The organism is Streptomyces flavofungini (assembly GCF_014650815.1).
GTDB classification, from domain to species: domain Bacteria; phylum Actinomycetota; class Actinomycetes; order Streptomycetales; family Streptomycetaceae; genus Streptomyces; species Streptomyces flavofungini.
Window position 1 is genome coordinate 75,032 of sequence record NZ_BMVR01000014.1, and the last position, 26,197, is coordinate 101,228.

Annotated in this window: 13 protein-coding genes; 5 read left to right on the forward strand and 8 right to left on the reverse strand. The window is 72.4% G+C overall.

Going from position 1 to position 26,197, the window contains the following annotated elements; translation table 11 throughout:
* The first annotated feature begins 6 nt into the window (after positions 1 to 6).
* Both IE274_RS30615 and IE274_RS30620 read left to right on the forward strand, forming a co-directional pair.
* Positions 7 to 1,974 carry an ATP-binding cassette domain-containing protein gene (locus IE274_RS30615; RefSeq protein ID WP_190119179.1) on the forward strand — a complete coding sequence of 656 codons (1,968 nt, stop codon included), beginning with the start codon at positions 7 to 9 and terminating at the stop codon, positions 1,972 to 1,974.
* Positions 1,975 to 2,109: 135 nt separating this feature from the next.
* Positions 2,110 to 2,685: a class I SAM-dependent methyltransferase gene (locus IE274_RS30620; protein ID WP_190119180.1), complete on the forward strand. Its 576-nt coding sequence runs from the start codon at positions 2,110 to 2,112 to the stop codon at positions 2,683 to 2,685.
* 126 nt (positions 2,686 to 2,811) lie between these two features.
* Here IE274_RS30620 and IE274_RS30625 read toward each other — a convergent pair whose 3' ends face one another.
* Genes IE274_RS30625 through IE274_RS30635 form a run of 3 tightly spaced genes read right to left on the reverse strand, consistent with a single transcriptional unit; the run spans position 2,812 to position 6,720 of the window.
* Positions 2,812 to 4,878: an iron ABC transporter permease gene (locus IE274_RS30625; RefSeq protein WP_190119181.1), complete on the reverse strand. Its 2,067-nt coding sequence runs from the start codon at positions 4,876 to 4,878 to the stop codon at positions 2,812 to 2,814.
* A 4-nt stretch (positions 4,879 to 4,882) separates the two neighbouring features.
* Positions 4,883 to 5,863 carry an ABC transporter substrate-binding protein gene (locus tag IE274_RS30630; RefSeq protein ID WP_190119182.1) on the reverse strand — a complete coding sequence of 327 codons (981 nt, stop codon included), beginning with the start codon at positions 5,861 to 5,863 and terminating at the stop codon, positions 4,883 to 4,885.
* Positions 5,860 to 6,720, reverse strand: coding sequence for an ABC transporter ATP-binding protein (locus tag IE274_RS30635; protein ID WP_190119183.1), 861 nt, complete (start codon positions 6,718 to 6,720; stop codon positions 5,860 to 5,862). Before IE274_RS30635 ends, IE274_RS30630 begins: the two co-directional genes overlap by 4 nt.
* Positions 6,721 to 6,997: 277 nt before the next feature.
* On the opposite strand from IE274_RS30635, the gene IE274_RS30640 reads away from it, so the two are divergent.
* From IE274_RS30640 to IE274_RS30650, 3 genes are all read left to right on the forward strand, one after another.
* Positions 6,998 to 8,089, forward strand: a complete 1,092-nt coding sequence (locus IE274_RS30640) for an alpha/beta hydrolase-fold protein (protein WP_190119184.1) — start codon at positions 6,998 to 7,000, stop codon at positions 8,087 to 8,089.
* A gap of 589 nt (positions 8,090 to 8,678) precedes the next feature.
* Positions 8,679 to 9,107 carry a hypothetical protein gene (locus IE274_RS30645; RefSeq protein WP_190119185.1) on the forward strand — a complete coding sequence of 143 codons (429 nt, stop codon included), beginning with the start codon at positions 8,679 to 8,681 and terminating at the stop codon, positions 9,105 to 9,107.
* Positions 9,108 to 9,176: 69 nt separating this feature from the next.
* Positions 9,177 to 9,587 (forward strand): hypothetical protein, encoded by a 411-nt coding sequence (locus tag IE274_RS30650; RefSeq protein WP_190119186.1) that lies wholly within the window; start codon positions 9,177 to 9,179, stop codon positions 9,585 to 9,587.
* Between the two features lie 10 nt (positions 9,588 to 9,597).
* Here IE274_RS30650 and IE274_RS30655 read toward each other — a convergent pair whose 3' ends face one another.
* The 5 genes from IE274_RS30655 to IE274_RS30675 form a co-directional block, all read right to left on the reverse strand.
* A complete protein-coding gene (locus IE274_RS30655) occupies positions 9,598 to 11,301 on the reverse strand; it encodes an ABC transporter ATP-binding protein (RefSeq protein ID WP_190119187.1) in 1,704 nt (567 codons plus the stop codon).
* Complete coding sequence (locus IE274_RS30660; protein ID WP_190119307.1) at positions 11,288 to 22,303, reverse strand: non-ribosomal peptide synthetase; 11,016 nt, start codon at positions 22,301 to 22,303, stop codon at positions 11,288 to 11,290. Before IE274_RS30660 ends, IE274_RS30655 begins: the two co-directional genes overlap by 14 nt.
* Positions 22,304 to 22,380: 77 nt before the next feature.
* Complete coding sequence (locus IE274_RS30665) at positions 22,381 to 24,168, reverse strand: ABC transporter ATP-binding protein (RefSeq protein WP_190119188.1); 1,788 nt, start codon at positions 24,166 to 24,168, stop codon at positions 22,381 to 22,383.
* Between the two features lie 2 nt (positions 24,169 to 24,170).
* Positions 24,171 to 25,232, reverse strand: a complete 1,062-nt coding sequence (locus IE274_RS30670) for an iron-siderophore ABC transporter substrate-binding protein (RefSeq protein ID WP_190119189.1) — start codon at positions 25,230 to 25,232, stop codon at positions 24,171 to 24,173.
* 106 nt (positions 25,233 to 25,338) lie between these two features.
* On the reverse strand, positions 25,339 to 26,187 hold the full coding sequence (locus tag IE274_RS30675; protein ID WP_190119190.1) for an ABC transporter ATP-binding protein: 849 nt from the start codon (positions 26,185 to 26,187) through the stop codon (positions 25,339 to 25,341).
* Positions 26,188 to 26,197: the final 10 nt, after the last annotated feature.

Consider the following 26,197-nt stretch of genomic DNA (forward strand, 5'->3'; position numbering starts at 1 on the left):
GTAAGCATGGCCGATCCGGTGGTGTCGCGGGCGGAGGAGGAGCTGTTCGGCGGGCCCCTGCGGTACGACATGGGCTGGTCCGAGCACGAGCGGGCGCGGCTCGACCTGACAATGGTCGGCGCGATCCGGGCGATGCCCCGCCTGGTGCGCGGCACGCTGCGGCGGGCGTGGCGGGCCGACCGGTCGTCGCTGCTGGGCGTGGGGATCAGCGAGATCGGGCAGGGCATCGCCACCGCGGCGAGCCTGCTCGCGGTGAACGCCGTCATGCACGCGCTGCTCGGGGCGGGCGATCCGGTGGACCGGCTGCGTTCCGCGCTGCCCGCGCTCGCCGTGGTCGCCGTGGTGGCGGTGGCCAGGGCCGGGTTCGCGGGCTGGTCGACGTCCCGGGCCGGGCGGCTGGAGCCGCTGGTGGAGCGGGTGGCGACGACGGAGTATCTGGCGGCGGCCACGGAGGTCGAGTTGGAGGCGATCGAGGATCCGGAGTTCCGGCGGCTCATCGATGTGGCCCAGCAGGGGGCTTCGTCGGCCCGGCGCATGATCAGCGCCTGCGTGGCCGCGCTGAACGGCACCATCAGCCTGATCGCCACGGCCGGTGTGCTGGCCGTGCTGCACCCCGCGCTGCTTCCGCTGCTGTTGCTGATCGCCGCCCCGCGCGGGTGGGGTGCGATGCGGGTGGCGCAGGAGCGGTACGCGTCGGTGATGACGTGGGTGGAACACCTGCGCGCCAGCAGGCTGTTGGGCAACCTCCTGACGGAACGCACGGCGGCGCAGGAGGTACGCCTCCACCGCGTCGGCCCGTTCCTCCTCGACCGCTACCGGGGCATGGCCGAGAGCGCGGAGACCGAACAGCGGCGCCTCGCCGACGGCAAGGCGCTCACCGAGTTGGTGGCGGCCGCGCTGTCGGGCCTTGCCCTGGCCAGTACGTACGGGGTGATGCTCTGGCTGATCGTCGCCGGGCACATGGAACTGGCGGTGGCGGGCACGGCCGTGATCGCGGTGCGCTCGGGCTCCGCGAGCCTCGGCTCGCTCGTGATGAACGTGAACCAACTGCACGAGGAGAGCCTGTACGTCCGCGACCACGAACGGTTCCTGGAGGAGGCCGCCCGGCACGCCATCCCCCGGGGCGGCCGGGCCGTGCCGGACGCCGTCGCCGGGGTGGCCCTGGACAACGTCGGCTACCGCTATCCCGACCGGGACGAGCCCGCCCTGGACGGGGTGTCGCTGCACGTCCCGATGGGCTCGGTCGTCGCCGTCGTCGGCGAGAACGGGTCCGGCAAGTCCACCCTGATGAAGGTCCTCGCGGGCCTGCTGCTGCCGCAGACCGGCTCCGTGCGCTGGGGCGGGCTGCCCCTGAGCGACCTGGACCGCTTCGACGTCTTCGAACGCGTCACCCTGCTCACCCAGGACTTCGAGCGCTGGCCGGTCACCGCCGCGATGAACGTCCGCCTCGGCCGCCCCCACCAGGCGCCCTCCACCGAGCAGTTGGGCACCACACTCGACTACGCGGGCGCGACACCCGTCGTCGCGAAGCTCCCCCGCGGCACCCGGACGCTGCTGGCCCGCATGTTCCGCGGCGCCTCCGAGATCAGCGGCGGCGAATGGCAGAAGGTCGGCCTCGCCCGCGCCCACTGGCGCACCGAGACCTCCCCTGCCGACGGCCTCCTGATCGTCGACGAACCGACCTCCGCCCTCGACCCCGAAGCCGAGATCGAAGCCTTCGACCGCATCCGCCGCCTGGCCGGCCCCCGCCGCGCCGTCGTCCTCGTCACCCACCGCATGTCCGGCGTCCGCCACGCCGACACCATCCACGTCCTCAGCCGAGGCCGCCTGGTGGAATCCGGCAGCCACACCGACCTGATGACAGCGGACGGCCGCTACGCCGCCATGTTCCGCACCCAGGCCGCCCAGTACGCGCCCCCACCCCGCCCGGGAGTACCGCACCCGGGCACACCACCGGTGACGGACCACGCCTGACCCGCACCCACCGAAAGGACCACCGTGCCACCCGACTCCACCGCCCCCACTGCCGCACCCGTCGTCACCCCCGCCCGTGCGGCGCCAACCGCCAGCGCCGGGGGCGAGCCCGCACACCCCGATGGTCCCGCCCTCATGAGCGGCCCCGCGGACCCGCAGTCGGCGGGAGCTGCGTACTGGGAACCGCTGTGGCAAGAAGGCCGCCGCTATCGGACCATCGACGCGGCCGAAGCCGATGCGCTGCGCCGGCGGCTCGGGCCCGGCCGCGACCGCCCCGCCCTCGACATCGGCTGCGGCGAGGGCGCGCTCACCGCCCAGCTCCACCGGCTCGGCTACCGCACCACGGGCATCGACTGCGCCCCCACCGCGGTGGCCTCCGCCCGCGGCAACCACCCGGACCTCGACTTCCGAGTCCACGACTTCGGCATCGACGACCCCGCGCTCCTCCCCCACCCGGCATTCACGGCCATCACCTGCCGACTCGTCTTCCGGTGGGTCACCGACAGGGACACCTTCCTCTCCCGCGTACGCGACCTGCTCACGCCCGGCGGCACGTTCTGGGTGGTCACGTCCGTCCACGACCCGGCCCAGGGACCACCCAAGCCGTGGGACCTCAGCGCCGAAGAGGCCGACCGGCTCACCACCGCGTGGTCAGGGGTCCATCCCACCGAGCTCACACCGTCCTTCCACTGCTACGCGCTACGGCCCTGACGCCGTCCACCGCAGGGCCGTGAGGGGCTCGATGAAGGGTGCGGCGCGGGTCGCGCCGACGCGCGTGATCCGGCCCGGGTCGAACGCGTGGCCCCGCACGCCCGCGGCGGCCGGGCGTTTCCGCCCCTACCGCCGACTCCGTACCAGCAGGTAGAGGAAGTACGGCGTACCGATCAGCGCAGTCATCAGCCCGGCGCCGAGCTGTGCCGGTGCGATCACCGTGCGGCCCACCAGGTCGGCCGTGCAGACGAGGAGGGCGCCGAGGAGTACGGAGACGGGGACGACGCGGACGTGTTGGCGGCCGACGAGGGCGCGGGCCGCGTGCGGGGCGACGAGACCGACGAAGCCGATCGTGCCCGCGGCGGCCACGGCGGTGGCGCTCAGGAGGACGCTGAGGACGAGGAAGCCGAGGCGGCCGCGGCTCAGGTTGAGGCCGAGGAGGCGGGGGGTGTCCTCGTCGAGGGAGACGAGATCGAGTTCGGCGCGCCGTATGACCGCGAGGGTCAGGCCCACGGCGAGGACGAGTGCGAGCGGCACGACGTCGGGGAACGTCCGGCCGTAGGTGGAGCCGGAGAGCCAGGTGAGCGCCTTCGTCGCGTTGAACGGGTCGGTGAGGATGATCAGGAGGCTGATGACGGCCGCCGACCCGGTGGCGACGCCGAATCCGACGAGGACGAGCCGGTTCTGCTGGAATCCGCCTCGCGCCGCGAGTCCGAAGACGAGGACCGCGCTGACCGCGGCGCCCGCGAACGCACCGGCGGCGATGCTCCACGACCCGGCCACGGGCACCGTCGTGACGAGCAGGACGGCGCCGACGGCGGCGCCGTTCGTCACGCCGAGGACACCTGGTTCGGCGAGGGGGTTGCGGGTGACGGCCTGGATGAGGGTCCCGGCGAGGGCGAGCGCCGCGCCCGCGAGGAGGGCGGCGAGGACCCGGGGCACCCGGGTGTCGAGCACGAAGGTGATGGCCTGCCCGGACCGGCCCTGCGTCCAGTTGACCACGTCGCCCAGGAGCAGCTTGGCGTCGCCGATGAGCACGGCGGCGATCGTCACGCCGACGAGCCCGACGACGAGGACGGCCGTGGTGGTGAGGAAGGTGGCCCGGCTGCGGATGCGCAGCCGCTCGGTCGGCATGGCTCCGGCGGTGTCCCGGGCCCGCGCGGCCATGACGACCAGGAAGACCGCGCCGACCAGGCTGGTGACGACACCGGTCGGTACGGCGACCGCGGTGCCCGACGGTACGACGGCCCGCAGCAGCACGTCGGAGCCGAGGACGAGGGCCGCGCCGGTGAGGCCCGCGAAGGGAAGGCGCGCCCGCGACCGGGTGAAGGCGCGGAACCGGCGGGCGAGGGGGCGTACGAGGGCGGGGGCGCAGAGGCCGACGAAGCCGACGGGTCCGGCGAGGGTGACGGCGGCCGTGGAAAGGAGCGCGGCGAGCACGACGGCGGTGACGCGCGTGGAGCGGACGGGGACGCCGACACCGCGCGCGGCATCGTCACCGAGCGCCAGGGCGTCGACCCGGCGGGCGAGCAGCACCAGGCCGACGAGGCCGACGAAGGCGATCGGCGCCATCTGGAGCACGCCGTCGAAGCCGTTCTGCGCGATGCTGCCCTGGTTCCACTTGTAGAGGCCCTCGGTCTGCCGGGGACGCAGCAGGAGCAGCCCCTCGGCGACGGCGGTGAGGCCGAGGGTGAGGGCGCTGCCCGCGAGGACGAGCCGGACCGTACCGGTGCCCAGGCCGGAGAGGCCGAGGACGACGGCCGCAGCGGCGAGGCCGCCGACGAAGGCGACGCCGGAGGAGGCGAGCAGCGGCAGCGTGACGCCGGTGGCGGCGGCGACGCAGAGGGCGACGTAGGAGCCCGCGTTGACGGCGAGGGTGTCGGGCGAGGCGAGGACGTTGCGGCTGACCGCCTGGAGGGCGGCGCCCGCCATGCCGAGGACGGCGCCGACGAGCAGCCCCGCGGTCATCCGCGGCAGCCGGGAGGCGATGACGACGGACGAGTCGCCCGCCTCGGCCCGGCCGGTGAGCGCCTTCCAGACCTCGGGGGCGCCGACGGAGGCCGTGCCCTGGGTGATGTCCACGACCGCGAGGACGGCGACGAGGAGCACCAGTGCGGCCGTCACCGCGGCCGCGCCCGTACGCGCCGCGGCTGTCGACGGGCGGGTAGCGGGGGTGGTTGCGGTGACGGCCATGGCGTTACTTCTTCAGGGAGTCGACGACGGAGTCGACGTACTTGTTCATCGACCCGGGGCCGCCGAACATCCAGATGCCGTCGGGCAGCCGGTGCACGTTGCCCTTCTTGACGAACGGCAGCGACGTCCAGACCTTGTCCTTCTTCAGGACCCCGGCGAACGGGTTGCTGCCCTTGTCGCCGTCGTTGCCGATGTAGGCGAACCGCACGTCGTCGTCGAGCTTGGTGAGGCCCTCGACGTCGGTGGCGCCGAGGCCGTAGACCTTGTCGCCCTTGACCTGCCAGTCGTTCTTCAGGCCGAGCTTCTCGTTCACGGCGCCGATGAGCGAGCCGCTGGTGTACGGCCGGATCGAGGTCTGGTTGCCGGTGACGTAGCCGTCGGCGAAAGCGTACTTCGCGCCGCCGTGTCCGGCGGCGGCGAGCTTCTTCTTGCCCGCGGCGAGCTTCGCCTCGAAGTCCTTCTTGAGCTTCGTGGCCTGCTCGGTGGTGCCGGTGGCCTCGGCGACGAGGTCGAGGTTCTTCGTCATCTGGCCGATGGGGTCGGCGGCGTCGCCGGGCTTGACCGTCAGAACGGGGGCGACCTTGCGCATCTGCTTCACGGCGGCCGCGGGCAGGTCGGTGGTCGCGAGGATGAGGTCGGGCTTCAGGGACGCGATGGTGTCCATGCTCGGCTCGCCGCGGGTGCCGATGTCCTTGGGGTCGTTCTTCAGCGGGACGGCGGTGTCCCACGTCTTGTAGCCCTTGACGTCGGAGACGCCGGTCGGGTCGACACCGAGCGAGATCAGGCTCTCGACGACGTTCCACTCGGTGCCGACGACCTTCTTGGCGGGGCCGTTCAGCTTCACCTTCGCACCGGTGGCGTCGGTGAGGGTGATGGCGTCGCCGCTCTTCTTCGCTTCGTCGTCGGACGACTCGGTGGTGCCGCAGGCGGACAGGGTGAGGGCCGCGGCGGTGGCGGCCGCCGCGGTGATCAGGAGGCGTCTCATGAGGTGGTGCTGAGCCTTTCGCTTCGCGCGTGGTGACGGCCGATGGCGCGGGTGCGCAGGCGGCCGGTGAGCGGGTCGGTCTCGACGTCGATGCGGATGCCGTAGGTGTCGGTCAGCCGCTGCGGCGTCAGTACGTCTTCGGGGTCGCCGTCGGCGATGACCCGCCCGTCGTCGAGCAGGACGATGCGGTCGGCGACAGCGGCGGCCTGGTCGAGGTCGTGCAGGACGGCGCCGACGGCGATGCCGTGGTCGTCCGCCAGGTCCCGCATCAGGTCGAGGAGTTCGACCTGGTAGCGGAGGTCGAGGTGGTTGGTCGGCTCGTCGAGCAGGAGCACGCCCGTCTCCTGGGCGAGGCAGCCGGCCAGCCAGACGCGCTGGAGCTGCCCGCCGGACAGGTGCTCGGCGCCCCGTTCGGCGAGGTCGGCGACGCCGGTCAGGGCGAGCGCGCGGTCCACGGCGGCCCGGCCTCCCGGGTCGGCCTTGCCCCAGCGGCCCCGGTACGGGTAGCGGCCGAATTCGACGACGTCCCGGACGGTGAGCCCGCTGGGCGTGGGGCGCCCCTGCGTGAGCAGGGCGACGTGGCGCGAGAACTCACGCGGTCCCAGCGCGAGGCCGTCGGTGTCGCCGTCGATGACGAGCGTGGCGGTCCGGGCCCGCTGCAGCCGGGCGAGCGTACGCAGCAGCGTCGACTTCCCGCTGCCGTTCGGCCCCACCAGGACGGTCACTTCGCCCGGGCGCAGCGTCATCGAGGCGTCGTGTACGACATCGACGCCCTCGTACGCCACGGTGACACCCGTGGCGAGCAGTTCATGACCCTGGGGGCGCGTGGCCTCGGCGGTCTCTTCACCAACATGCACGCCCGAAGGTTAGCCTAACCTTATCGAAGGGTGAAACGGCCCCCCCTTGGTCGACGCAAGACGAATTCCGGCCAGGCTCCCGCGAGACGTCAGGACCGCCCCGTGCTCCCGAGTGCCGGACCCCGGGCACACGACGCCGACGGTCCCCAACCGGCGGCAAGGCGGACCCTTTTCGGCAGCCGGACCGGGGATGGAAGAGAAGGCCGCCATGAAGTTAGGCTCGCCTAATCAGGGTGCGTCCAGCTCCCCCCGCCTCCCCTCTCACAAGGAGACCACCATGCGTGCCGAAGTGGCCCCTGCCTTCGCCGAGTTCGGGCTGTCCGGCGCACCCGGCAGCGACGGGTTCTGGGCCGCGGCGGGAGCACCCGCGTCGATTCCCGCCGCCGACGGCGGTTGGGTCACCCTCTTCCTGTGGCGCGGGTCCGGGGCGAGCATCGACTTCGAGAGCTGGTCGAAGCCCGTGCCCCTGCGGCGCTTCGGCGACACGGACTGCTGGTACGCCCAGGTGCCCATGCCCGCGCGGCTGCGGGTGACCTACCAGTTCCGCGTGGGCGACGACGCGTACGCCGACCCGCTCAACCCGGTCGGCGCGGGCGGTGACAGGTCCATCGCCGCGACCCCGGACGCCCCGGCCCAGCCGCACTGGCCCGCCGTCGGCGCCGACGACGTGCTGCCCGTCCCGCGCACCCGGGTCCGCTGGTCCAGCGAGAAGCTCGGCGGGCGGCGCACCGTGCGCGTACACGCCGCGGGCGGCGGCGGACCCGTGGTCCTGCTGCTCGACGGGGACGACTGGCTGTACCTGCACCCGGCGATGACCGCGTTCGACGCGGCCGTCGCCAGTGGCGAGATGCCGCCCGTCACCCTCGTCCTGCTCCCGGCCAAGGACCGGGCGGCCGAGTTCGCGTGCAGGCCCGAGCTGTGGCGGGCGGTGCGGGACGAACTGCTGCCACTGGTCGCGGAGTCCGGCGTACCGGCCGACCCGGACCGGCTCGTGGTCGCCGGGCAGAGCCTCGGCGGGCTGAGCGCGATGTACGCGGCGCTGGAGTTCCCCGACCTGGTGTCCCGGATCGCCGTCCAGTCGCCGTCGTTCTGGTGGACGTCCGAAGCGATGGGCCAGGCGGACCCGCTGGGCGGACCGGTCGGGGGTGCCATCGCCGCGCGACTGGCGGACCACCCCGACCTGTCCGGTCTGCGGGTCGCCTTCGACGTGGGGGAGCACGAGGCGCGGATGCTGCCCCACTGCGCGCTGGTCGAGACCCTGACCGAACAGGCCGGTGCGACCGTGCGGGTCTCGCGGTCGGCGTCGGACCACGACCGCGCGGGGTGGCGGCAGGCCCTGCTCAGGGATGTGGCCTGGGCGCTGGCCTAGGGCCTGTCCGCCTGTCCGCCTCTCCGCCTCTCCGCCTCTCCGCCTCTCCGCCTCTCCGCCTCTCCGCCTCTCCGAGGATTGCCCGTGGGCGCGCCCACGGATCACCCCTGGGCGCGCGCCCAGGGGCGCCCGGGCATGCGCTCAGGAGGTCGGCCGGGCAGCGGGTACGGGCGCGCTCCGTTGCCCACGATGCCGCCGCCGTCCCGGGACAACCGCATCCCGGGACACCTGCGTCCCTGCAGGTCAGGGCACTTGGGATCCCGACTTCCGGGAAGCGGCCGGGATGCGGTTGTGAGTGTCGGGCGGCCGCCGCAGACTCTGGTCACACCCCGTCGGCAGCACGGCCGGACGGGGCGAAACCGGAGGCAGGCGCAGACGCCTTCGCCGATGCGGGGGAACCGGCGAAGAGCCGTTGGAGTGAACCTGCGTCTGCCTTCCCCGCACGACCGCTTCGCCTGCCCCGCTGTTCCGTCCGAGGGCCGCAGGATCGCCTGGGCGAACTCGCGTACGAGATTCGAGCGGGGCGCCGATACGGCTCCCGTGGGCTCTCGTCAGGCTCCGTCGCCCCCATCAGGAAGGCATCACGCACATGCATCGATACACCGCAGCCGTCGCCGCGCTGGCCGCGCTGGTGACCGGCACCGCCGCCCCGTCGGCCGCCGCCTCCGCCCTCACCTCCCCGTCGGCGTCCACGCCTGCCGCGCCGGACCGGGCACCGCACCACCAGGCCAAGAGCGTCCTCTTCGACATGTGGTTCAACGGACGGGCCGACTCACCGACCCTGAGCATCCAGTTCGGGGTCCACCGCTACACCCTCAAGGCGGACTGCGACAGCGACGCCCTGGTCGGGCAGCTCTACCACTCGGCGACCGGGATCGACCCCGCGGTCGGCCGCGCCTTCTCCGTTCCCTGCAACCGGGCCCCCAAGACCCTCAACTACCAGTTGCGGGGCGGTTTCTACTACTTCCACTTCATCTCCGGCGTCGACAACACGCACATCGTCGCCGACGGTGCCTGACCCCGCCCCCCGGACCTTCCGCGCTCCCCACACCCCCACGCTCCGCAGAGAGAAATCAGAGACTTCCCCATGCGCACTCTCCTCGCCGCCGCCACAGCACTCCTCGCCGTGGGCCTGACCGGCGCCCCGGCCCAGGCGGGTGCGGCCCGGCAGCACGTGGCCGTGCCCGCCGCCGCACCGCACCTCGCCGCCGCTTCCGTCGACTTCGAGGTCCGGTTCAACACCTACGGCCACTCACCGAAGACGCATCGCCCGCAGGGTGACGGGCAGCGGGTCACGTTGTCGGCCTACTGCGCCAGCGACATCACTGCCGGGCAGCTCTACCACGTCACCTGGGGCCGCGACCGGCCCGTCGGGAACGTCGTCCGCATCCCCTGCGGCGGCAAGGCGGCCCCCACCTACCACCTGAGCGGCGGGGAGTACTACTTCTACTTCCTGTCGGGCGTCGACAACACCCGGGTGGTCGGCGACTGGCACTGAGCCCAGCGGTTCACCGCGCCACGGCCGAGCAGTACGCCTCGTCGCTCGCCAGCAGATTCCGATGCGTGTCCTCGGCGGTGATGACCCCGTCGTCCAGGACCAGGACGCGGTCCGCCGCGTCCAGGAGGGGCGGGCTGCTGGTGATGACGATGGTGGTGCGGCCCCGGCGCAGCTTCGCGACGTTGCGGGCGATGAGTTGTTCGGTGACCGCGTCGACGGCTGTCGTGGGGTCGTGCAGGACGAGGACGTCGGTGTCGGCGGCGAGCGCGCGGGCCAGGGACAGGCGTTGGCGCTGGCCGCCCGAGAGGTTCGCGCCGCGGTCGCGGACGGCGTAGTCGAGGCCGTCGCGGTGCAGGGCGACGACGTCGGTCAGCATGGACGCCTCGACGGCCTCGGGGACCGTGCCGCTGGTGCCCGACGGGTCGATGTTCGAACGCAGGGTGCCCGCGAAGATCTCCCCGTCGTAGGGGTTGACCAGCATATGGGCGCGGACCGACTCGACCGACAGGTCCGCGAGCTCCTGCCCGCTGACCCGGACCACGCCCTCGTACGCGTCCGGCGGGACGTTCACGGCGAGGATCGACGCGAGGTCGGCCGCCGCGCGCGGCTGATAGGCGGTGATCGCCACGAACTCACCGGCGGGCACCTGGAACTTGAGCTTGCGCAGCGGCCCGTGCCGGACGCAGTCCACCTCCAGGTCGCCGCCCGCGGCAGGGTGCCCTGACCCCGGGGTCGTCACCGGCGGCGCGGTGAGGACCAGCGCCATCCGCTCGGCCGACGCCCGCGCGATCATCACGTACTTGGGCATCTCGGAGAACAGCTTCAGCGGCTCCATGATGAACTGCGCGAGGCCCACGGCCATGACGAGTTCGCCGATGTTGATCCGGCCCTCGAACGCCAGCCAGCCCGCCGTGAGGGTCACGGCCGCGGCGAGGATCGCGTTGAGGGCGAGGGCGGTGCCCGCGTAGACGCCGTTGACCTTGGCGACGGTGATCGACTGGTGCTTGGCCTCCGTGCTGACCTTGCGGTAGGAGCGGAACGCCGCGTGGTTGCCGCCGAAGCCGTGCAGCGGGCGCAGGCCGGTGATGAGGTCGGCGACCTTCGCGCCGGCCCGCGCCACCCGGGCCTGCTGTTCCTGCGTGCTGGAGCCGATCCGCTTGGACATGACGCTGAGGACCGACAGGATCGCGACGGTGCCGACGATCACGAGGAGGCCGAGCCGGAAGTCGGCGAGGCCGAGGGCGACCGCCGCGACGACGATCGCGACCAGCGAGCTGATCAGCATCGGCACGACTTCGACGATGTCGGCGGTCTGGTCGGCGTCCTCGGTGGCGATGGTCAGCACCTCGCCGGACTTGAGGTCGACGTCCCTGGCCACCGGCTGGAGTCCGCAGGCGGCGACCCGCACCCGCCAGCGGTGCGCCTCGGTGGTGTTGGCCTTCTGCAGGACGCGCATGCCGAACCGCCACGACAGCGACACCGTCGTGATGATCACGGCGAGGGCGCCGATCGAGACGGCGAGCGAGCCGGGACTGCGGTTTTCCCGCAGGGTGTGCTCGACGATCAGGCCGAGGGCGATGGGGAAGGCGGTCTCCCCCGCCTGGTACAGGCCCATGAGGACGGTGCCCCCGGCCATGGCACCGAGGTTGCGCCGCAGTGCGGTGCGCAGGATGTCGGACCCCGGGCGGGGCCGCTGCGTGTCAGGAGTTGTCATCGAGGTGGCGGGCAATCGCTTCCGGGGTTCGCAGGGTGAACAGGTCACGGATGGTGACCACAGGACCGTACTCGCGGCGGAGCAGCCCGATCAGGCGCACCGCCAGCATGGAGTGCCCTCCGAGGGACACGAAGTCGCTCACGGCGCTCACCTCGTCATCATCCAGGTCCAGCGCCTCGGCGAAGAACTCGCACACCACGGTCTCGGTCTCCGTCTCCGGACCCCGCTCCCCCGCCGTGGTCAGCGCGCCGAGCGGCTTCGCCTCGGGCAGCGCCTTGGTGTCAGCCTTCCCGTTGACCGTCAGCGGGATGCTTTCGACCTGGGCGTAGTGCGTCGGGCGCAGGAAGTCCGGCAGCCCGCTGCCCACGTCGGCGGCGACGGCGGCCAGGTCGGAGCCGTCGAGGACGAGGTACGCGGCGAGCCGGTACGCCCCGTCGACCTGCGGGTCCGGCTGGGCGACCGCGGCGACGAACCGCACTGCCGCGTGTGCGGCGAACGCGGCCTCGACCTCGCCGAGTTCGACGCGGTGCCCCCGGATCTTGACCTGCTGGTCGGTGCGGCCCAGGTACATCAGGTTCCCGTCGGGCCGCCGGACCACGAGGTCACCGGTGCGGTACATGCGCTCGCCGGGCGCCCCGAACGGGCACGCCACGAACCGGTGGGCGGTCTGCGCGGACTGTCCGAGGTAGCCGCGCGCGATGCCGATGCCCGCGACGTACAGCTCACCGGGGACACCGTCCGGCAGCGGCCGCAGCCAGGGGTCGAGGACGTACACGTCGGTGTTGTCGATGGCGACGCCCACCACCGGGTCCTGGCACTCGAAGGTGCCGACGCCGAGGGTGTTGATCGTGTACTCGGTGGGTCCGTACAGGTTGTAGCCGACCGTGCCCTCGGTGTCGGCGAGCCGCTGCCACAGGGTCGGCGTGACGGCCTCGCCGCCGAGCAGCACCAGGGCCGGGCGCCGGTCGGGGTGGTCGAGCAGGCCCTCGGCCGCGAGCTGCTGCGCGTAGGTCGGCGTCACGTTGATGACGTCGATGCCGTGCTCCAGGCAGTACGCGACGAGACCGGGCGCGTCCCGGCGCAGTTCCTCGTCGCAGATGTGCACCTCGTGGCCGTCGGCGAGCCACAGCAGCTCCTCCCACGACATGTCGAACGCGAACGACACGGTGTGGGCGATCCGGAAGACCCGGTGCTCGTGCTCCGCCAGGACCGGTTCGAAGATCCGGCGCTGGTGGTTGATCAGCATGTTGGTGAGCCCGGCGTACTCGGTCACCACGCCCTTGGGCTTCCCGGTCGAACCGGAGGTGTAGATCGTGTACGCGGGGTGCCGGAGCCGGTCCGGGTCGTCCGGCGTGAACGTCACGAACGGCTCGGCTGCGGACAGCGGCCGGTCCAGTTCGATCAGGTCGTCGGTGCCGATGACGGCGCCGGTCAGCCGGGGCGACACGGCGCTCACGGTGAGGATGACGTCGGGGCGGGCGTCCGCGACGATCGCGGCGATGCGCTCGTCGGGGTGGTCGAGCTCCAGCGGTATATAGGCGGCGCCGACGCGCAGGACGGCGAACAGCGCCACGATCGAGTCGAGGGAGCGGGGGATCGCGAGGCCCACGTTCGTCTCCGGGCCGATGCCGCGCCCGGCGAGCACGCCCGCCACGGCTCGGCTGCGGTCCCGCAGCTCGGCGAACGTCATGGTCGCGCCGTGGGCGACGAGCGCGACCCGCTGCGGATCGCGGTCCGCGGCCTGGTCGAAGCGGTCGACGACGGTGTCCGTGCCGATGTCCGTGCGCGCGTCGGCCGCGGGCTGCCGCCCGAGGCCCGGCAGCGCGCCGACCGGACCGGTCCAGCAGGCCAGGTCTTCGAGTACGCGCACGTAGTCGTCGAGGAGACGGCGGGCGCCCGCGGTGTCGCCGTCGCGGTGCTCCAGCTTGACCGTGAGCCGGTCGCCGGGCGTCACGACCCAGGTGAACGGGTAGTGGGTGGAGTCGTCGGCCTGCACCGAGGTGATGCCGTGCCGGGAGTTCATCTCGGCGAACGCGTCCATGTCCAGGAAGTTCTGGAGCACGAACAGGTTGTCGAACAGCGTGTCCTGCCCGCTCGCCCGCTGGATCTCGCCGAGCCCGAGGTGCTCGTGCTCCATGGCCTCGACCCGCGCCGTCTGCACGGCCTCCAGGTACGCGCGGACCGTGGCGTCCGGCCGCGCCCGCGTCCACATGGGGACGGTGTTGAGGAGCACGCCGACGATGTCGGACAGGCCCTCGCCGTCGCGGCCGGAGACGGTCACGCCGAACACGGCGTCGCTGCGGCCCGTGTGCGCGCCGAGCAGCAGCCCGAACGCGCCGGTCAGGATCGAGTTGAGCGTGACACCGTGCGCCTTGGCGGCGTCGCGCAGCAGGTTCGACTGTGCGGCGGACAGCGTCTGCACGAGGGCGCTCGGCAGGTCGTCCGACAGGGACGGCGCCGGTCCGGCGAGGAGGGTCGGCCCGGGCAGTCCGGCGAGGTGCTCCGTCCAGAAGCGTTCCGCTACGGCCGGGTCCTTGGCGGCGAGCGTCCGGGCGTGGTCCTCGAAGCTCGGCGTGGCCGGGGTGGCGTCGAGCGGTTCGCCCGCGACGACGGCCCGGTAGGCGGCGAAGAGGTCCCGCAGCACGATCTCGCGGGACCAGCCGTCCCACAGCAGCAGGTGGTAGCTCAGCAGCAGGCCGTCGCGGTCACCGGGCAGGCGCACCACGGTCAGCCGGATCAGCGGCGGCTCCCCTGGGTCGAAGCCCGTGTCGCGGTCCCGCGTGCGCAGGGCCTCGACCTCGTCCTCCGTGGCCAGGTCGACGGTGTGGACGTCGACCCGGCGGCCCGCCTTGAGGACCTGGACCGGGTTGCCGTCGTCGTCGGTGGTGAAGCCCGCGCCGACGACCGGGTGCCGCGCGATGACGTGCGCCATCGCCTCGGCGAGCGCGTCGGTGTCGAGGCGCCGGTCGAAGGTGAACCAGCTCTGCGCGACATAGTGTCCGGCGGTGCCCGCCATCTGGGCCTGGAAGAACAGGCCGCGCTGGAGCGGGGTGACCGGTGCCGTGCGCTCCGCCGTGACGGAGGCGTCCGCGACGCGCTCCAGCGCGCTCAGCCAGTGCGCGGTGATCTCGTCGGGGATGCCCTCGGCGAGGGTGAAGGTCGCGTGCAGGCTGCCGGTCGCGGCGTCGGTCCAGGCGTTGACCTCGACGGCGTACGGACTGCCCTGGTCGCCACCGGTGATGTGCGGCGCCTGCGACTCGCTGCCCCGGCCGAGGTAGTTGAACAGGACCTGCGGGCGGGCGGTCAGGAGCGGGGCCGTCTGCGGGTTGAGGTACCGGAGTCGGCCGTACGCGACGTGCGCGCGCTCGTCCGGCTGCCGCTCGGCGACTTCGCGGGCCGCCGCGACGGGGTCGGTGTGCGCGGTGAGCCGCACGGGCGCGATGGCGGTGAACCAGCCGACGGTGCGGGTGTAGTCGTGGTGCTCGTGGACCGGGACCCGGCCGTGCCGCTCCAGGTCGACCGCGAGGTCGGTGGGCGCGGGCTGGATGTGGGTCAGCGCGGTGCGCAGCGCGCCGCAGAGCAGCTCGGTGAGGTCGACGCCGAGTGCGGCGGGTGCGGTGCGGGTGACGCGGTCGCTCACTTCGGGGGCGAGTACGACGGTTGTCTCGCGCAGCGCCTCGGTCGTGGCCGCCCGCTCGGCCCCGGCTTCGGGCAGCAGCGCGGGTGCCTGGAGCGTGGTGATCCAGTGCCCGAGGTCGTCGAGCGCCTCGGCGGCCTGGAGCGCCTGCGCTTCGGCGTACTCGGCGTAGGACGTGGTCGGCGGCGGCAGGGGCGCCCCGCCCATGGCGGTGGCCAGGTCGTCCAGGAGGACCAGCCAGGACACGGCGTCGACGGCGAGGTGGTGCACGGTGACGACCAGGGTGCGGCTCGCCTCCAGCCACGAGAACGCGATGACGTTCCCGGACTCGGGGTCGAGCAGCCCGGCGGCCTCGTTCGCCACGGCCGTCGGGTCCGTGGCCTGGGCCCGTACGACGGTGACGTCGCGGGCGGGTTCGGTGCGCAGGGCCCATACGCCGTGCTCCACGCGCAGCGTCATGCGGAGCGCCGGGTGCGCGGCGACGACGGCACGCGCGGCGCGCTCGGCGTCGGCGAATCCGGCGCCTTCGGGTGCCGTCAGCGTCCTGGCCTGGGCGAACCGGGCGAGCGTGCCGCCCAGTTCGCGCTGGCGCAGGATGATCGGGGTCGGTGTGAGGGGGCCGTCCTCGCGGCGGGCGGCCGGTACGGCGGGCACGGCCTGCGGGGCGCGCGTCCCCAGTTCTTCGGCGAGCCCGCGTGGCGTCCTGAACAGGAACACGTCCCGGGGAGCGATGGTCAGGCCGAGGGCCCTGGCCCGGTTGATCAGCGTGATGGCGACGATGCTGTCGCCTCCGGCGGTGAAGAAGTCGGTGTCGGCATCGACGGCAGCGCCGGGCAGGGTGTCGGCGAAGATGCCGACAAGGGCGGCGACCGGCGAGGACGCGCCCTCAAGGGGCGCGGGGAACTGCCCGACCAGCCCCCACCGGCCCGCGGCATCGTCACCGTCCTGCGCGGAGCGCGCCTTGGTGCTCTCGACCAGGGCCTTCCGGTCCAGCTTGCCGTTGACCGTCAAGGGCAGAGCATCGACCCTCAGCACCCGGGCGGGCACCATGTGGACGGGGAGCTCGGCCGACAGGCGGGTGGCGAAGTCGTCCGGCACGCGGCCCACCACGTGCGCCACCAGATGGTCCCCGCTGTCCGCCACGGTGACGGCCACGTCGACGACGCCGTCCAGTCGCCGGACGGCACCCTCCACCTCGCCCAACTCGATGCGGAAGCCCTTGAGTTGGACCTGGTCGTCGGCGCGGCCCGTGAACTCCAGCTCGCCGTCCAGGGTGCGGCGGGCGAGGTCGCCCGTGTGGTACATGCGGGAACCGTCGCCCGCGAACGGGTCGGCGACGAACCGGCCCGCGGTGAGCCCCGGTCGGCCCAGGTAGCCGAGCGCCACCTGGTCACCGGCGACGTAGATGGCGCCCTCCCGGCCCGGCGGCACCGGGCGGAGCCGGTCGTCGAGCAGGTGGGTGACGAGGCCCGGGATCGGGCCGCCGATCGGGGAGACGTCGTCGCCGGGGCCGAAGTCGTCGTCGGTCAGCACCCGGTGGGTGACGTGCACGGTCGTCTCGGTGATGCCGTACATGTTGACCAGCTCGGGCGTACCGGTGCCGTGCCGCTCGACCCAGCCGCGCAGCCGCCCCAGGTCGAGGGCCTCGCCGCCGAAGACGATCCGCCGCAGCGCCGGGACCGGCTCGTCGGCGTGCCGGTCGGCCTCGATGAACTGGTAGAAGGCCGACGGGGTCTGGTTGAGCACGGTCACCCCGCGCTCGCGGACCAGCTGGTGGAAGTCGACCGGGGAGCGGGTCAACGCGTAGTCGGGCAGCAGCAGTTCACTGCCGTACGCCAGCGCGCCCCACAGCTCCCAGACCGCGAAGTCGAAGGAGAAGGAGTGGAACTGGACCCACACGTCGTCGGGCCCGAAGCCCATGTCGGGCTGCGTGTTCGCGAGCAGCGTCACCACGCTGGAGTGCGGGACGACGACGCCCTTGGGGCGCCCGGTCGACCCGGAGGTGTAGATCACGTACGCGGGGTCGTGCCAGTCGGCCTCGGGCGCGGGCCCGGTGGCGTCCAGCGGCTGTCCGTCCCCCTGGGGCGGCTCCGCGCCCTGGACGATCACACGGGCCGCCACGCCCGCCCGCGCCAGCAGGTCGGTGAACCGGTCCCGCTGCTCCCGGTCCACGAGGACCACCTGCGGAGCCGCGTCGGTCAGGATGTACTCAAGGCGTTCGTCCGGGTACGCCAGGTCCAGCGGCACATAGGCACCGCCCGCCGTGACCACCGCGACCAGCGCCACCACCTGCTCGACGGAGCGCGGGACGGCGACGGCCACCCGCTGCCCCGGACCGACACCGGCCGCGCGCAGGGCGGCGGCCAACTCCTCCTTCGCAGCAGCCAGTTGACCGTACGTCAGCGAGCGCCTGTCGCCGTCGAGGCCGCACTGGGTGACGGCGGTCGCGGCCGGATCGCGGTGCGCGGCGGCGTCGAAGAGACCCGCGAGGGTGGTCGGGGTGAGGGGCGCGGGACGCCGGTCGGCCTCGGGGGCCAGGTCGTCGACCAGGGTGTCCGGGCGGGTGAGCAGGCCGGTGAGGGTGCGGGTGAAGGTGCGCAGGATGTCCTGGGCGCTCGACTCGCGCAGCAGCTCGCCGTCGTAGATCAGGTTGAAGCGGGGGCGGCCGTCGAGGGCGCGCTCCACCACGAGCGTCAGCGGGTAGTGCGGGGCGCCCTCGTTGACGATGTCGGCGATGACGAGGGTGTCGTCGGGGCCGCGCAGGGCGGCCACGTCGGTCGCGACGTCGAACACCACGAGGGTGTCGAAGAGCGAGCCGGAGCCCGTCCGGCGGCCGATCCGTGCCAGCGAGACGTGCTGGTGCGGCAGCACCGCGCTCTGGTGCTCCCGCACCGAGGCGAGCAGGTCTCGGGCCGTGGTCGTACCGGCCCAACGGGCGCGCACGGGGATCGTGTTGATGAACAGACCCACCATGTCCTCGATGCCGGGCACCTCCGCGTCACGCCCGGACACCGTGGAGCCGAACACGACGTCCTCGCTGTGCAGGATGCCGCCGAGCGTCACCGCCCAGGCGCTGTGCACGGCGACGCTCAGCGGCACCCCGGCCGAGCGGGCGGCCGAGTCGATGTCGACGTCGGCGGCCACGTCGATGTCGGCGAACCGGTCGGACGGGGTGTGCCCCTCGGCGACCAGCGACGAGCCGGGCAGCTCGGCCAGCTCGCCGCGCCACACCCGGTCGCTCTCGTCGTCGTCGCGTCCGGTGAGCCAGGCCACGTAGTCGGGGAAGCCGCCGTGCGGGTACACGGAGCCCGGCGCGTGGTACTCGGCGAGCAGGGCGCGCAGCATCGGCGGCACGGACCAGCCGTCGGCGATGATGTGGTGCACGGTCTGCACGAGAACGGTGCGGCCGGAGCCCGCGCGGACGAGCGTGTACCGCATCAGGGGCCCGGTGGCCAGGTCGAACCCGGCGCGCCGGTCCCGCTCGGCGAGGTCGCGGATCTCGGCGTCGCCGATGCCGGGGCGGTCCAGCGTGGTGAAGGGCGCCTCGGCCCCGCCGTCCAGGACGGAGACCACGCGGCCGTCGGCGAGGGCCACGAACCGCGCGGCCAGGTTCGGGTACAGGGCGAGCAGCCGGGTGGCCGCCGCGGCGAGCCGGTCGGCGTCCACCTCGCCGTCCAGGGTGAGGAGTTGCTGCTCGACGTAGGCGCCCGCCGAGTCGTCGTCGAAGACCGAGTGGAAGTACAGGCCCTCCTGCAGCGGCGTCAGCGGCAGGATGTCCCGCAGCGCCGGTCCGTCCAAGCCGTCGACGTCGGCCTGTGTGAGCGGCACCAGGGGGAAGTCGCTGGGCGAGTGGCCGCCCTCGTCGAGCGCGGCGAGCCCGGCCAGGGCCAGCCGGAAGTAGTCCCCGATCGCCGTGATGTCGGCGTCGGTGAACAGCCCGTCGGGCCAGGAGATGGTGGTGACCAGCTCGTACTCGCCGCCGAGCGCGGCCGGTTCGGCGATCGCGTTGAACTCCAGGGCGCGCGGCAGGCGCATCCTCGGGTCGCGCTTCTCACCCAACTGTCCGGTGGTGCCCGCGAGTTGCCAGTCCCCGGACGCGCCGGCGTCGAAGCGGCCCAGGTAGTTGAAGAGCACCTGCGGGGCGGGCGTGCCGAAGTCGGTGTCGGCGAGGTAGCGCAGGGCGCCGTACGAGACGCCGTTGCCGGGCACCCGGGCGAGGTCGTCCTTCACGGCCTTGAGCGCCGCGGCCAGATAGGCGGGCGCGGTCAGGTCCGCCGCCGTGCCGGGGTCGACGGTCACCGGGAACAGGGTGGTGAACCAGCCGACGGTGCGCGACAGTTCGGGCTCGAAGCCCGCGGCGCCCGCCACGAAGCGGGCTTCGCGGCCGTGGCCCTCCAGCTCGATGTGGGCGTACGTCTGGTCCTGCCCGAGGTCGCGGCGCCAGCGGGCGAGGGCGACGGCGAGCGCGGTGAGGAGTACGTCGTTGACGCCCGCGTGGAACTTCACGGGTATCTCGCCGAGGAGCGCGGCCGTGATCTCGGGGCCGACCGAGACGGTGCGTATCCGCTCGTGCTCGACGGTGTCGGTCTCGGCCAGGGCGCGCCTGGCCACCGGCTGGTCCGGTCCCGGCAGGGGCTGCTGGAAGTAGGCGCGGTCGGCGTCGAAGTCCGCGCCGCCCAGGAGCTGCGTCCAGCGCCGGAACGACGTGCCCACCGGGGGCAGTTCGATCGGCGCACCGGACGCGAGCTGCCGCCAGGCCGTGGCCAGGTCCTCCAGCAGGATCCGCCAGGACACGCCGTCGATCACCACATGGTGGACGACCACGACGAGCTGCCGCTCCGCGCGCCGCCAGACGGCGCGGAGCATCGCGCCGCTGTCGGGGTCGAGCCCGTCGGTGGCGAGCGCGACGCACGCGTCGAGCGGGAGGTCGCTCTGCCGCCAGACCGGGGCGGTCCGGCCCGCCTCCGGAATGTCGAAGCTCCAGCGGTCGCCGCGTACCAGCGTGGCGCGCAGCATGTCGTGCCGTGCGAGCACGGCGGTGAGGACCGCGTCGAGGGCGTCGGCGGTGAGGTCCGCCGGGGTGTTCAGGACCACCGACTGCACGAACCCGTCGATCGCGTCCGTGGTCTCGCCGAGCCACTGCACGATGGGCGAGCCCGCGACGGTGCCGGTCGCGGTGTCGCCGTGGTCCACGGTGGCGACGTCCTCGCGGCTCGCCACCGCCGCGAGGGCGCCCACGACGCTGTTCGTGAAGATCTGCCGCGCGGTGACGTAGAGGCCGGCGTCGCGCAGGGCGCTCAGGAGCGAGATCGCGAGGATGCTGTCGCCGCCGAGCTGGAAGAAGTCCTGGTCGACGCCGACCTCGTCGAGCTGGAGGAGGGTCGCGACGGCCGCGCACACCGCGCGTTCGTTGTCCGTGGCGGGCGCGGCGACCGTGCCCGTGCCGACCGTGGGCTCGGGCAGCGCGTTGCGGTCGAGCTTGCCGTTCGCGGTGAGCGGGAACTCCGTCATGACGACGAGGTGGGCGGGCACCATGTACTCGACCATGTGCGCGGCGGCCCACGCCTTGACGTCGTCCGCCTTCAGGTCCTCGCTCCCGGCGGCCGGGATGACGTACCCGACGAGGTAGGTGCCGCCCGCCGTGTTCTTCTTCGCGACGACGCAGGTGTGCCGTACTTCAGGGTGCTCCGCGAGCCCGGCCTCGACGTCCTCGATCTCCAGGCGCATGCCGCGGATCTTGATCTGGTTGTCGGCGCGGCCGAGGAAGTCGAGCGAGCCGTCGGGGGCGAAGCGGGCGAGGTCACCGGTCCGGTAGAGCCGGGAGCCGTCCCCGGCGAAAGGATTCGCCACGAACCGGGAGGCCGTCAGGCCGGGCGCGTTGACGTACCCGCGCCCCAGCAGGAACCCGCCCACGTACAGTTCGCCGCCGACCCCGACCGGGACCGGGCGCAGCTCGTCGTCGAGGACGTACAGCTGGGTGTTGGGGTTGGCCTTGCCGATCGACGTCGACAGGCGTTCGGCCTCGCCCCGGTAGATGACGTGGGAGACGCCGATGGTCGTCTCGGCCGGGCCGTAGCCGTGGTACATGGGGATGTCGAGGCGGGTGCGGAAGCGTTCGTACAGCTCCGGGGTGAGGACCTCGCCGCCGCACCACACGTGGCGCAGGCTGTCGAGGCGGCCGGATTCGCCCGCCATCTCCAGGAGGACGTCCAGCATCGACGACACCAGATAGGTGAAGGTGACGCGCTGCTCGGCGATGACGCTCAGGAGGTGGTGCGGGTCGCGTTCGCCGCCGGGCCGCAGCACCACCAGCCTGCCGCCGCACACCAGCGGCAGGAAGATCTCGTTGATGGAGATGTCGAACGACAGCGGCGCCTTGAACAGCGACGCGTCGTCGTGCCCGAAGCCGAGGATCTCGCCGACCTGCCACAACAGCCGCTCGCTGATGGCCTCGTGGCGGATCATCGCGCCCTTGGGACGTCCGGTCGAGCCGGACGTGAAGATGACGTACGCCAGGGCGTCGCCGGGGACGGTGACGCCCGTCCCGTCCGTGGGGCAGGAGCCGTACTTCCAGTCGCCGAGGTCGACGGCCGCGGCGGCCGGTTCGCTCGCGTCGTGCTCGCCGGAGTCGTTGAGCTGGACGACGACACGGGCGTCGTCGATGACGACGGCGCGGCGCGCGGCGGGCCACTGCGGATCGAGCGGTACGAAGGCGCAGCCCGCCTGCAGCACGCCGAGGAGGCCGATCACCATCTCGGCGGAGCGGCCGAGGGAGATGCCGACGACCTGTTCAGCGGTGAGGCCGCGTTCGATGAGGTGGTGGGCCAACTGGCTGGAGAGTTCGGCCGCCTGACGGTAGGTCAGCGTTCGGTGCTCGTCGACGACGGCGACGGCGTCCGGCCGGGTCCTGGCCTGCTCGCGGAACATCTCCACGATGGTCGGGCGGACCCGGGCGGCGTCGGTGTCGTTCCACTCGGCCAGGGTCTTCAGCCGTGCCGCCACGCCGGACGGGCCGACGGTGCCGAGCGGCCGGTCCGGGAAGTCGGCGAGGTCGTCGAGCGCGAGCTGCGCGTCGGCCAGGTCGACGTCCTGAGGGACGGCGATGCCCCAGCCGTCCGCGCCGCCCTCACCGACCCCCCAACCGCCCGGCTCCACCCCGCCGTTGTCGATCCAGCCGAGGACGTCGGCGAAGAGGGTGCCGGGAGCGAGGTCGATGCCGTCGGGGCTCCGGCCCGTCGCCCAGTACGACAGGGCGAGGGCGCAGGCTTCGGTGATGGTCCGGTCGGAATAGTCGCCCGTGCGCCGGCGCGCGTCGGCCAGGCGGGCGGAGGAGAGGCGTACGAGACGCGCGCGCGATTCCATCATCGAAGACCCAGCGTTCATCGAAGACTCAGCATTTCTTTCCAAGGGCCGAAAGTGAGCCCAACCTTACTAAGGTTTACCTAACTACCTTCTCGCCATGCCCGCCAGAGCCGCGCGTAGCGGCCGCCCAGCGCCACCAGCTCGTCGTGCGCCCCCTGCTCCACGACGCGCCCCGCGTCCAGGACGGCGATGCGGTCGGCCGCCATCGCCTGGGTCAGCCGGTGCGCCACGAACAACGTGGTCCGGCCCGCGCACGCGGCGAGCACGGCCCGCTCCAGCTCGGCGGCGCCCTCGCTGCCCGCCTCCGCGGTCGACTCGTCGAGCACCACGACGGGCGCCCGGCCGAGCACGAGCCGGGCCAGGGCGATATGGGCGACCTTGGTGACGTCCAGGCGCTCGCCGCCCTCGCCGACCAGGGTGTGCAGGCCCTCGGGCAGCGCGTCGACCCAGCCGTCGGCGCCGACCGTGCGCAGCGCGTCCATCAGCTCCGCGTCGGTCGCCTCCGGCGCGGCCAGGCGCAGGTCGTCGGCGAGCGGACCGGAGAACACATGCGTCTCCTGCGTCAGGATGCTCACCAGGGCCCGCGCCCCGGCCTCGTCGAGACCGGCCAGGTCGGTCGACCCGATGCGCACCGATCCGGACTGCGGGGTCCCGATGCCCGCGATCAGCGCCGCGAGGGTCGACTTGCCCGCGCCCGTCGCGCCCACCAGGGCGAGCGAACCGCCTGCCGGGATCGTCAGGTCGACGTCCCTGAGGACCGGTTCCTCGGTGTCGGGATAGCTGAAGGTCAGCCCCGCCACGGTCACCGGGTACGACAGGGCTTCAGCCGAGGCGACGGCCGTGTCGCCCACGAGCCGCTCCTCCGCCTCCTCCCCGAGGACCCCGACGAGGCGGGTGAGGCTCGCGCCGGACTTCTGCGCCTCGTCGAAGGTGAACATGATGGCGCCCAGGGGGGTGAAGAGCCGGTGGAACATCAGCGGGGCCGCCGACACCTGGCCGAGGGTCGCGGCGTCGGCCTCCAGCAGGGCGTACCCCACCACGATGATGAGGACGAGCCCGATGAACTCGGCACGGTTCTCGCGGCCGACGAACCGGCCGAAGAACCGGAACACCTCGACGCCGTAGTTGCGCACCCGCCACGACTCGTCGGTGACCTGCTCGCGGAAGGTGTCCTCCAGGCGGTACGCCCGGACCGTGTCGATGCCGTTGAGTCCGCTGATCAGCGCCTGCGCGCGGTCGGCCTGGGCCACCCGCTGCTTGCGGTAGAGCGGCGCCGACCGGGGCAGGTACCAGCGCAGGGCCAGGGCGTACGCGGGCAGCGCGCCGGCGCCCGCGAGGCCGAGCCGCCAGTCGAGACCGAACATGCCGACCGTGGCGATGAAGACCAGGACGCCCGCGGAGAACACCGTGGGGATGGCCATGCGGATGCCCTTGGAGAGGACGGCCACGTCGTCACCGACCCGGGACAGCACGTCCCCGCGGCCGACCTGCTCGATCCGCGCACTCGGCATCCCGAGGACCGAACGGACGGCGCTTTCGCGCAGCCGCGCGAGCAGATCCGCGCCGAGCCGTCCGATGAGATAGGTCGAGACCGCGGTGGCCACCGCGCCGAGCAGCGCGGCAGCCACCATCAGCACGCCGACCTTGAGGAGCATCGAGCGCGACTCACCCTCGACCACCCCGTCGACCACCCGGCCGAGCAGGAGCACGGGGAGCACCTGGAGCGCCGCCCCGGCCACCGTGGTGAGCACGGTGGCCACCGTCAGCCAGGGCACTTCACGGCAGTGCGCCGTGACCCAGCGGGTGGCCTCGCGTCCGGTCGCCGTGCGCAGGGTCGCCGGGACGACCCTCGTGTCGGTAGTGCTCACACCTAGTCGACCGACTTGACGAGTTCGTCGATGGCGTACGGCAGGGACAGCAGGGTGCCCTGGGACATGGCCGCGCCGACCGCCGGGCCCTCGCTGTCGAGCAGGTAGGACACGTTGCCCTTCTTCACCGCGTTCAGGTTGGTGAAGAGCTTGAACTTCTTCAGCGCGGCCTGGTCGGCCTTGTCGTTGATGACGAAGATGCGGTCGACGTCGACCAGGTCGGTGCGCTCGGGCGAGAGCTGGGTGGAGAAGCTGCCGTCCGCGATGTCATCGATCTTGGTCTGGTACTTGTAGCCGATGCCCGTCACCAGACGGCCGCGCACGTCGGTCGAGGTGAACGGCGCGAGGGAATTCTTGTACCAGGACAGCGCGACGGCGGTCTGGTCCGCGAGCTTCGGGTGGTCCTTCTTGGCCTGGTCGAGCTTCGTCTGGATGCCCGCGACCAGCTTCTTGCCCTTGGCCTCCTGGCCGAGGGCCTTGCCGATGTGCACCGCGTTGTCCTGCCACGGAGCGCTGAAGGGCTCCTTCTCGGCCTTGGTGCGGCCCACCGTCGGGGCGATCTTGGAGAGCTTCTCGTAGGCGGCCTTGTCGATCTCGGAGTACACCGCGATGATCAGGTCGGGGCGCAGGGCCGCGATCTTCTCGTAGTTCGGGCCGTTGTCACCGTTCTTCATGATGACTTCGGGCTTGGTGTCGCCCCACTCGTCCTTCACCCACGGCCACTGGGTGTTGATGTCGGGGGACTTGCCCGCCGGGTTCGGGTACTGGTCGGTCATGCCGACCGGCTTGACGCCGAACGCCAGGATGGCCTGGTCGTCCGTGTAGCCGACGGAGACGACCCGCTTGGGGGCCTTCTTCACCTCCGTGGATCCGAACGCGTGCTCCACGGTGACCGGGAACTTTCCGGCGGCGGCCGGGGCGTTCTTGTCGCTGCCCTTGTCCCCGTCGTCCGACTTGTCCGAACCGCATCCCGCGAGGAGGCCGACACTGAGAGTCGCGGCGGACACTACGGCCGCCAATCGCCGCCAGGACCGCTTCTTGAGCGCCGTTCCATGGAGATGCATCCGAGATCCCTTGCTTTCACGCTGACCGGTGCGCCCCTGCCTTAGGGCAGCCAAACTTTATCCTGCCAAAGTGAGGTTAGCCTAGCCTAACCTTCAACTTGTCGCGTCAAGAGTTGCCGTCGAGCTGAACGTGCGTACGACCGATCGGCACAATGAGCGGCCGGTCCCCTACCGGGTCGTCAATCACCTTGGCACGCAGCCCGAATGCCTCCTCCAGCAAATCCGCGGTAATCACGTCACGCGGATGCCCCTGCGCCAGAATCGACCCCTCCCGCATCACGATGAGGTTGTCGCTGTAGCGCGTCGCCAGATTGAGGTCGTGCAACACCATGACCACGGCGCATCCCGACTCGTGCAGATCGTCCACCAGGTCCAGTACGTCGACGGCGTGCGCCAGGTCCAGATACGTGGTCGGCTCGTCGAGAAGCAGCAGGTCGGTGCCCTGGGCCAGGGTCATCGAGATCCAGACGCGCTGGCGCTGGCCGCCGGAGAGCGAGTCGACGGGCCGGTCGGCCAGGTCGGCGACGCCGGTCATGGCGAGGGCGCGCTCCACGATGGCCGCATCGTCCGACGACCACTGGCGCAGCCAGCTCTGGTGCGGATGGCGGCCCCGGGCGACCAGGTCGGACACCGTCAGACCCTCCGGCGCGACCGGCGCCTGCGGCAGCAGCCCGAGCTTCTTCGCCACGTCCCTGGTCTTGAGCTTGACGATGTCGTCGCCGTCGAGCACGACCGTGCCCTTGGTCGGCTTCAGGAGCCGCGACAGCGTCCGCAAGAGGGTGGACTTCCCGCAGCCGTTGGGGCCGATGATGGTGGTGATCACTCCTGGCGGTATCGCCACGTCGAGATCGTCGATGACGGTTCGCGCGCCGTATCCGACGCTGACGCCCTTGGCTGCGAGCCGCGAGGTGTCATCGACCCCGGACTCGATCTCGGTGATGTACTGAGTGACCACAAGCCCCCCT

Excerpts from the sequence above, each read along its gene's own strand:
- IE274_RS30650 (WP_190119186.1), top strand. The coding sequence starts at position 9,177 with ATGCGCACTCTCCTCGCCGCCGCCACAGCACTCCTCGCCGTGGGCCTG.
- IE274_RS30640 (WP_190119184.1), top strand. The coding sequence starts at position 6,998 with ATGCGTGCCGAAGTGGCCCCTGCCTTCGCCGAGTTCGGGCTGTCCGGC.
- IE274_RS30670 (WP_190119189.1), bottom strand. The coding sequence starts at position 25,232 with ATGCATCTCCATGGAACGGCGCTCAAGAAGCGGTCCTGGCGGCGATTG.
- IE274_RS30625 (WP_190119181.1), bottom strand. The coding sequence starts at position 4,878 with ATGGCCGTCACCGCAACCACCCCCGCTACCCGCCCGTCGACAGCCGCG.
- IE274_RS30655 (WP_190119187.1), bottom strand. The coding sequence starts at position 11,301 with ATGACAACTCCTGACACGCAGCGGCCCCGCCCGGGGTCCGACATCCTG.
- IE274_RS30645 (WP_190119185.1), top strand. The coding sequence starts at position 8,679 with ATGCATCGATACACCGCAGCCGTCGCCGCGCTGGCCGCGCTGGTGACC.
- IE274_RS30630 (WP_190119182.1), bottom strand. The coding sequence starts at position 5,863 with ATGAGACGCCTCCTGATCACCGCGGCGGCCGCCACCGCCGCGGCCCTC.
- IE274_RS30615 (WP_190119179.1), top strand. The coding sequence starts at position 7 with ATGGCCGATCCGGTGGTGTCGCGGGCGGAGGAGGAGCTGTTCGGCGGG.
- IE274_RS30660 (WP_190119307.1), bottom strand. The coding sequence starts at position 22,303 with ATGATGGAATCGCGCGCGCGTCTCGTACGCCTCTCCTCCGCCCGCCTG.
- IE274_RS30620 (WP_190119180.1), top strand. The coding sequence starts at position 2,110 with ATGAGCGGCCCCGCGGACCCGCAGTCGGCGGGAGCTGCGTACTGGGAA.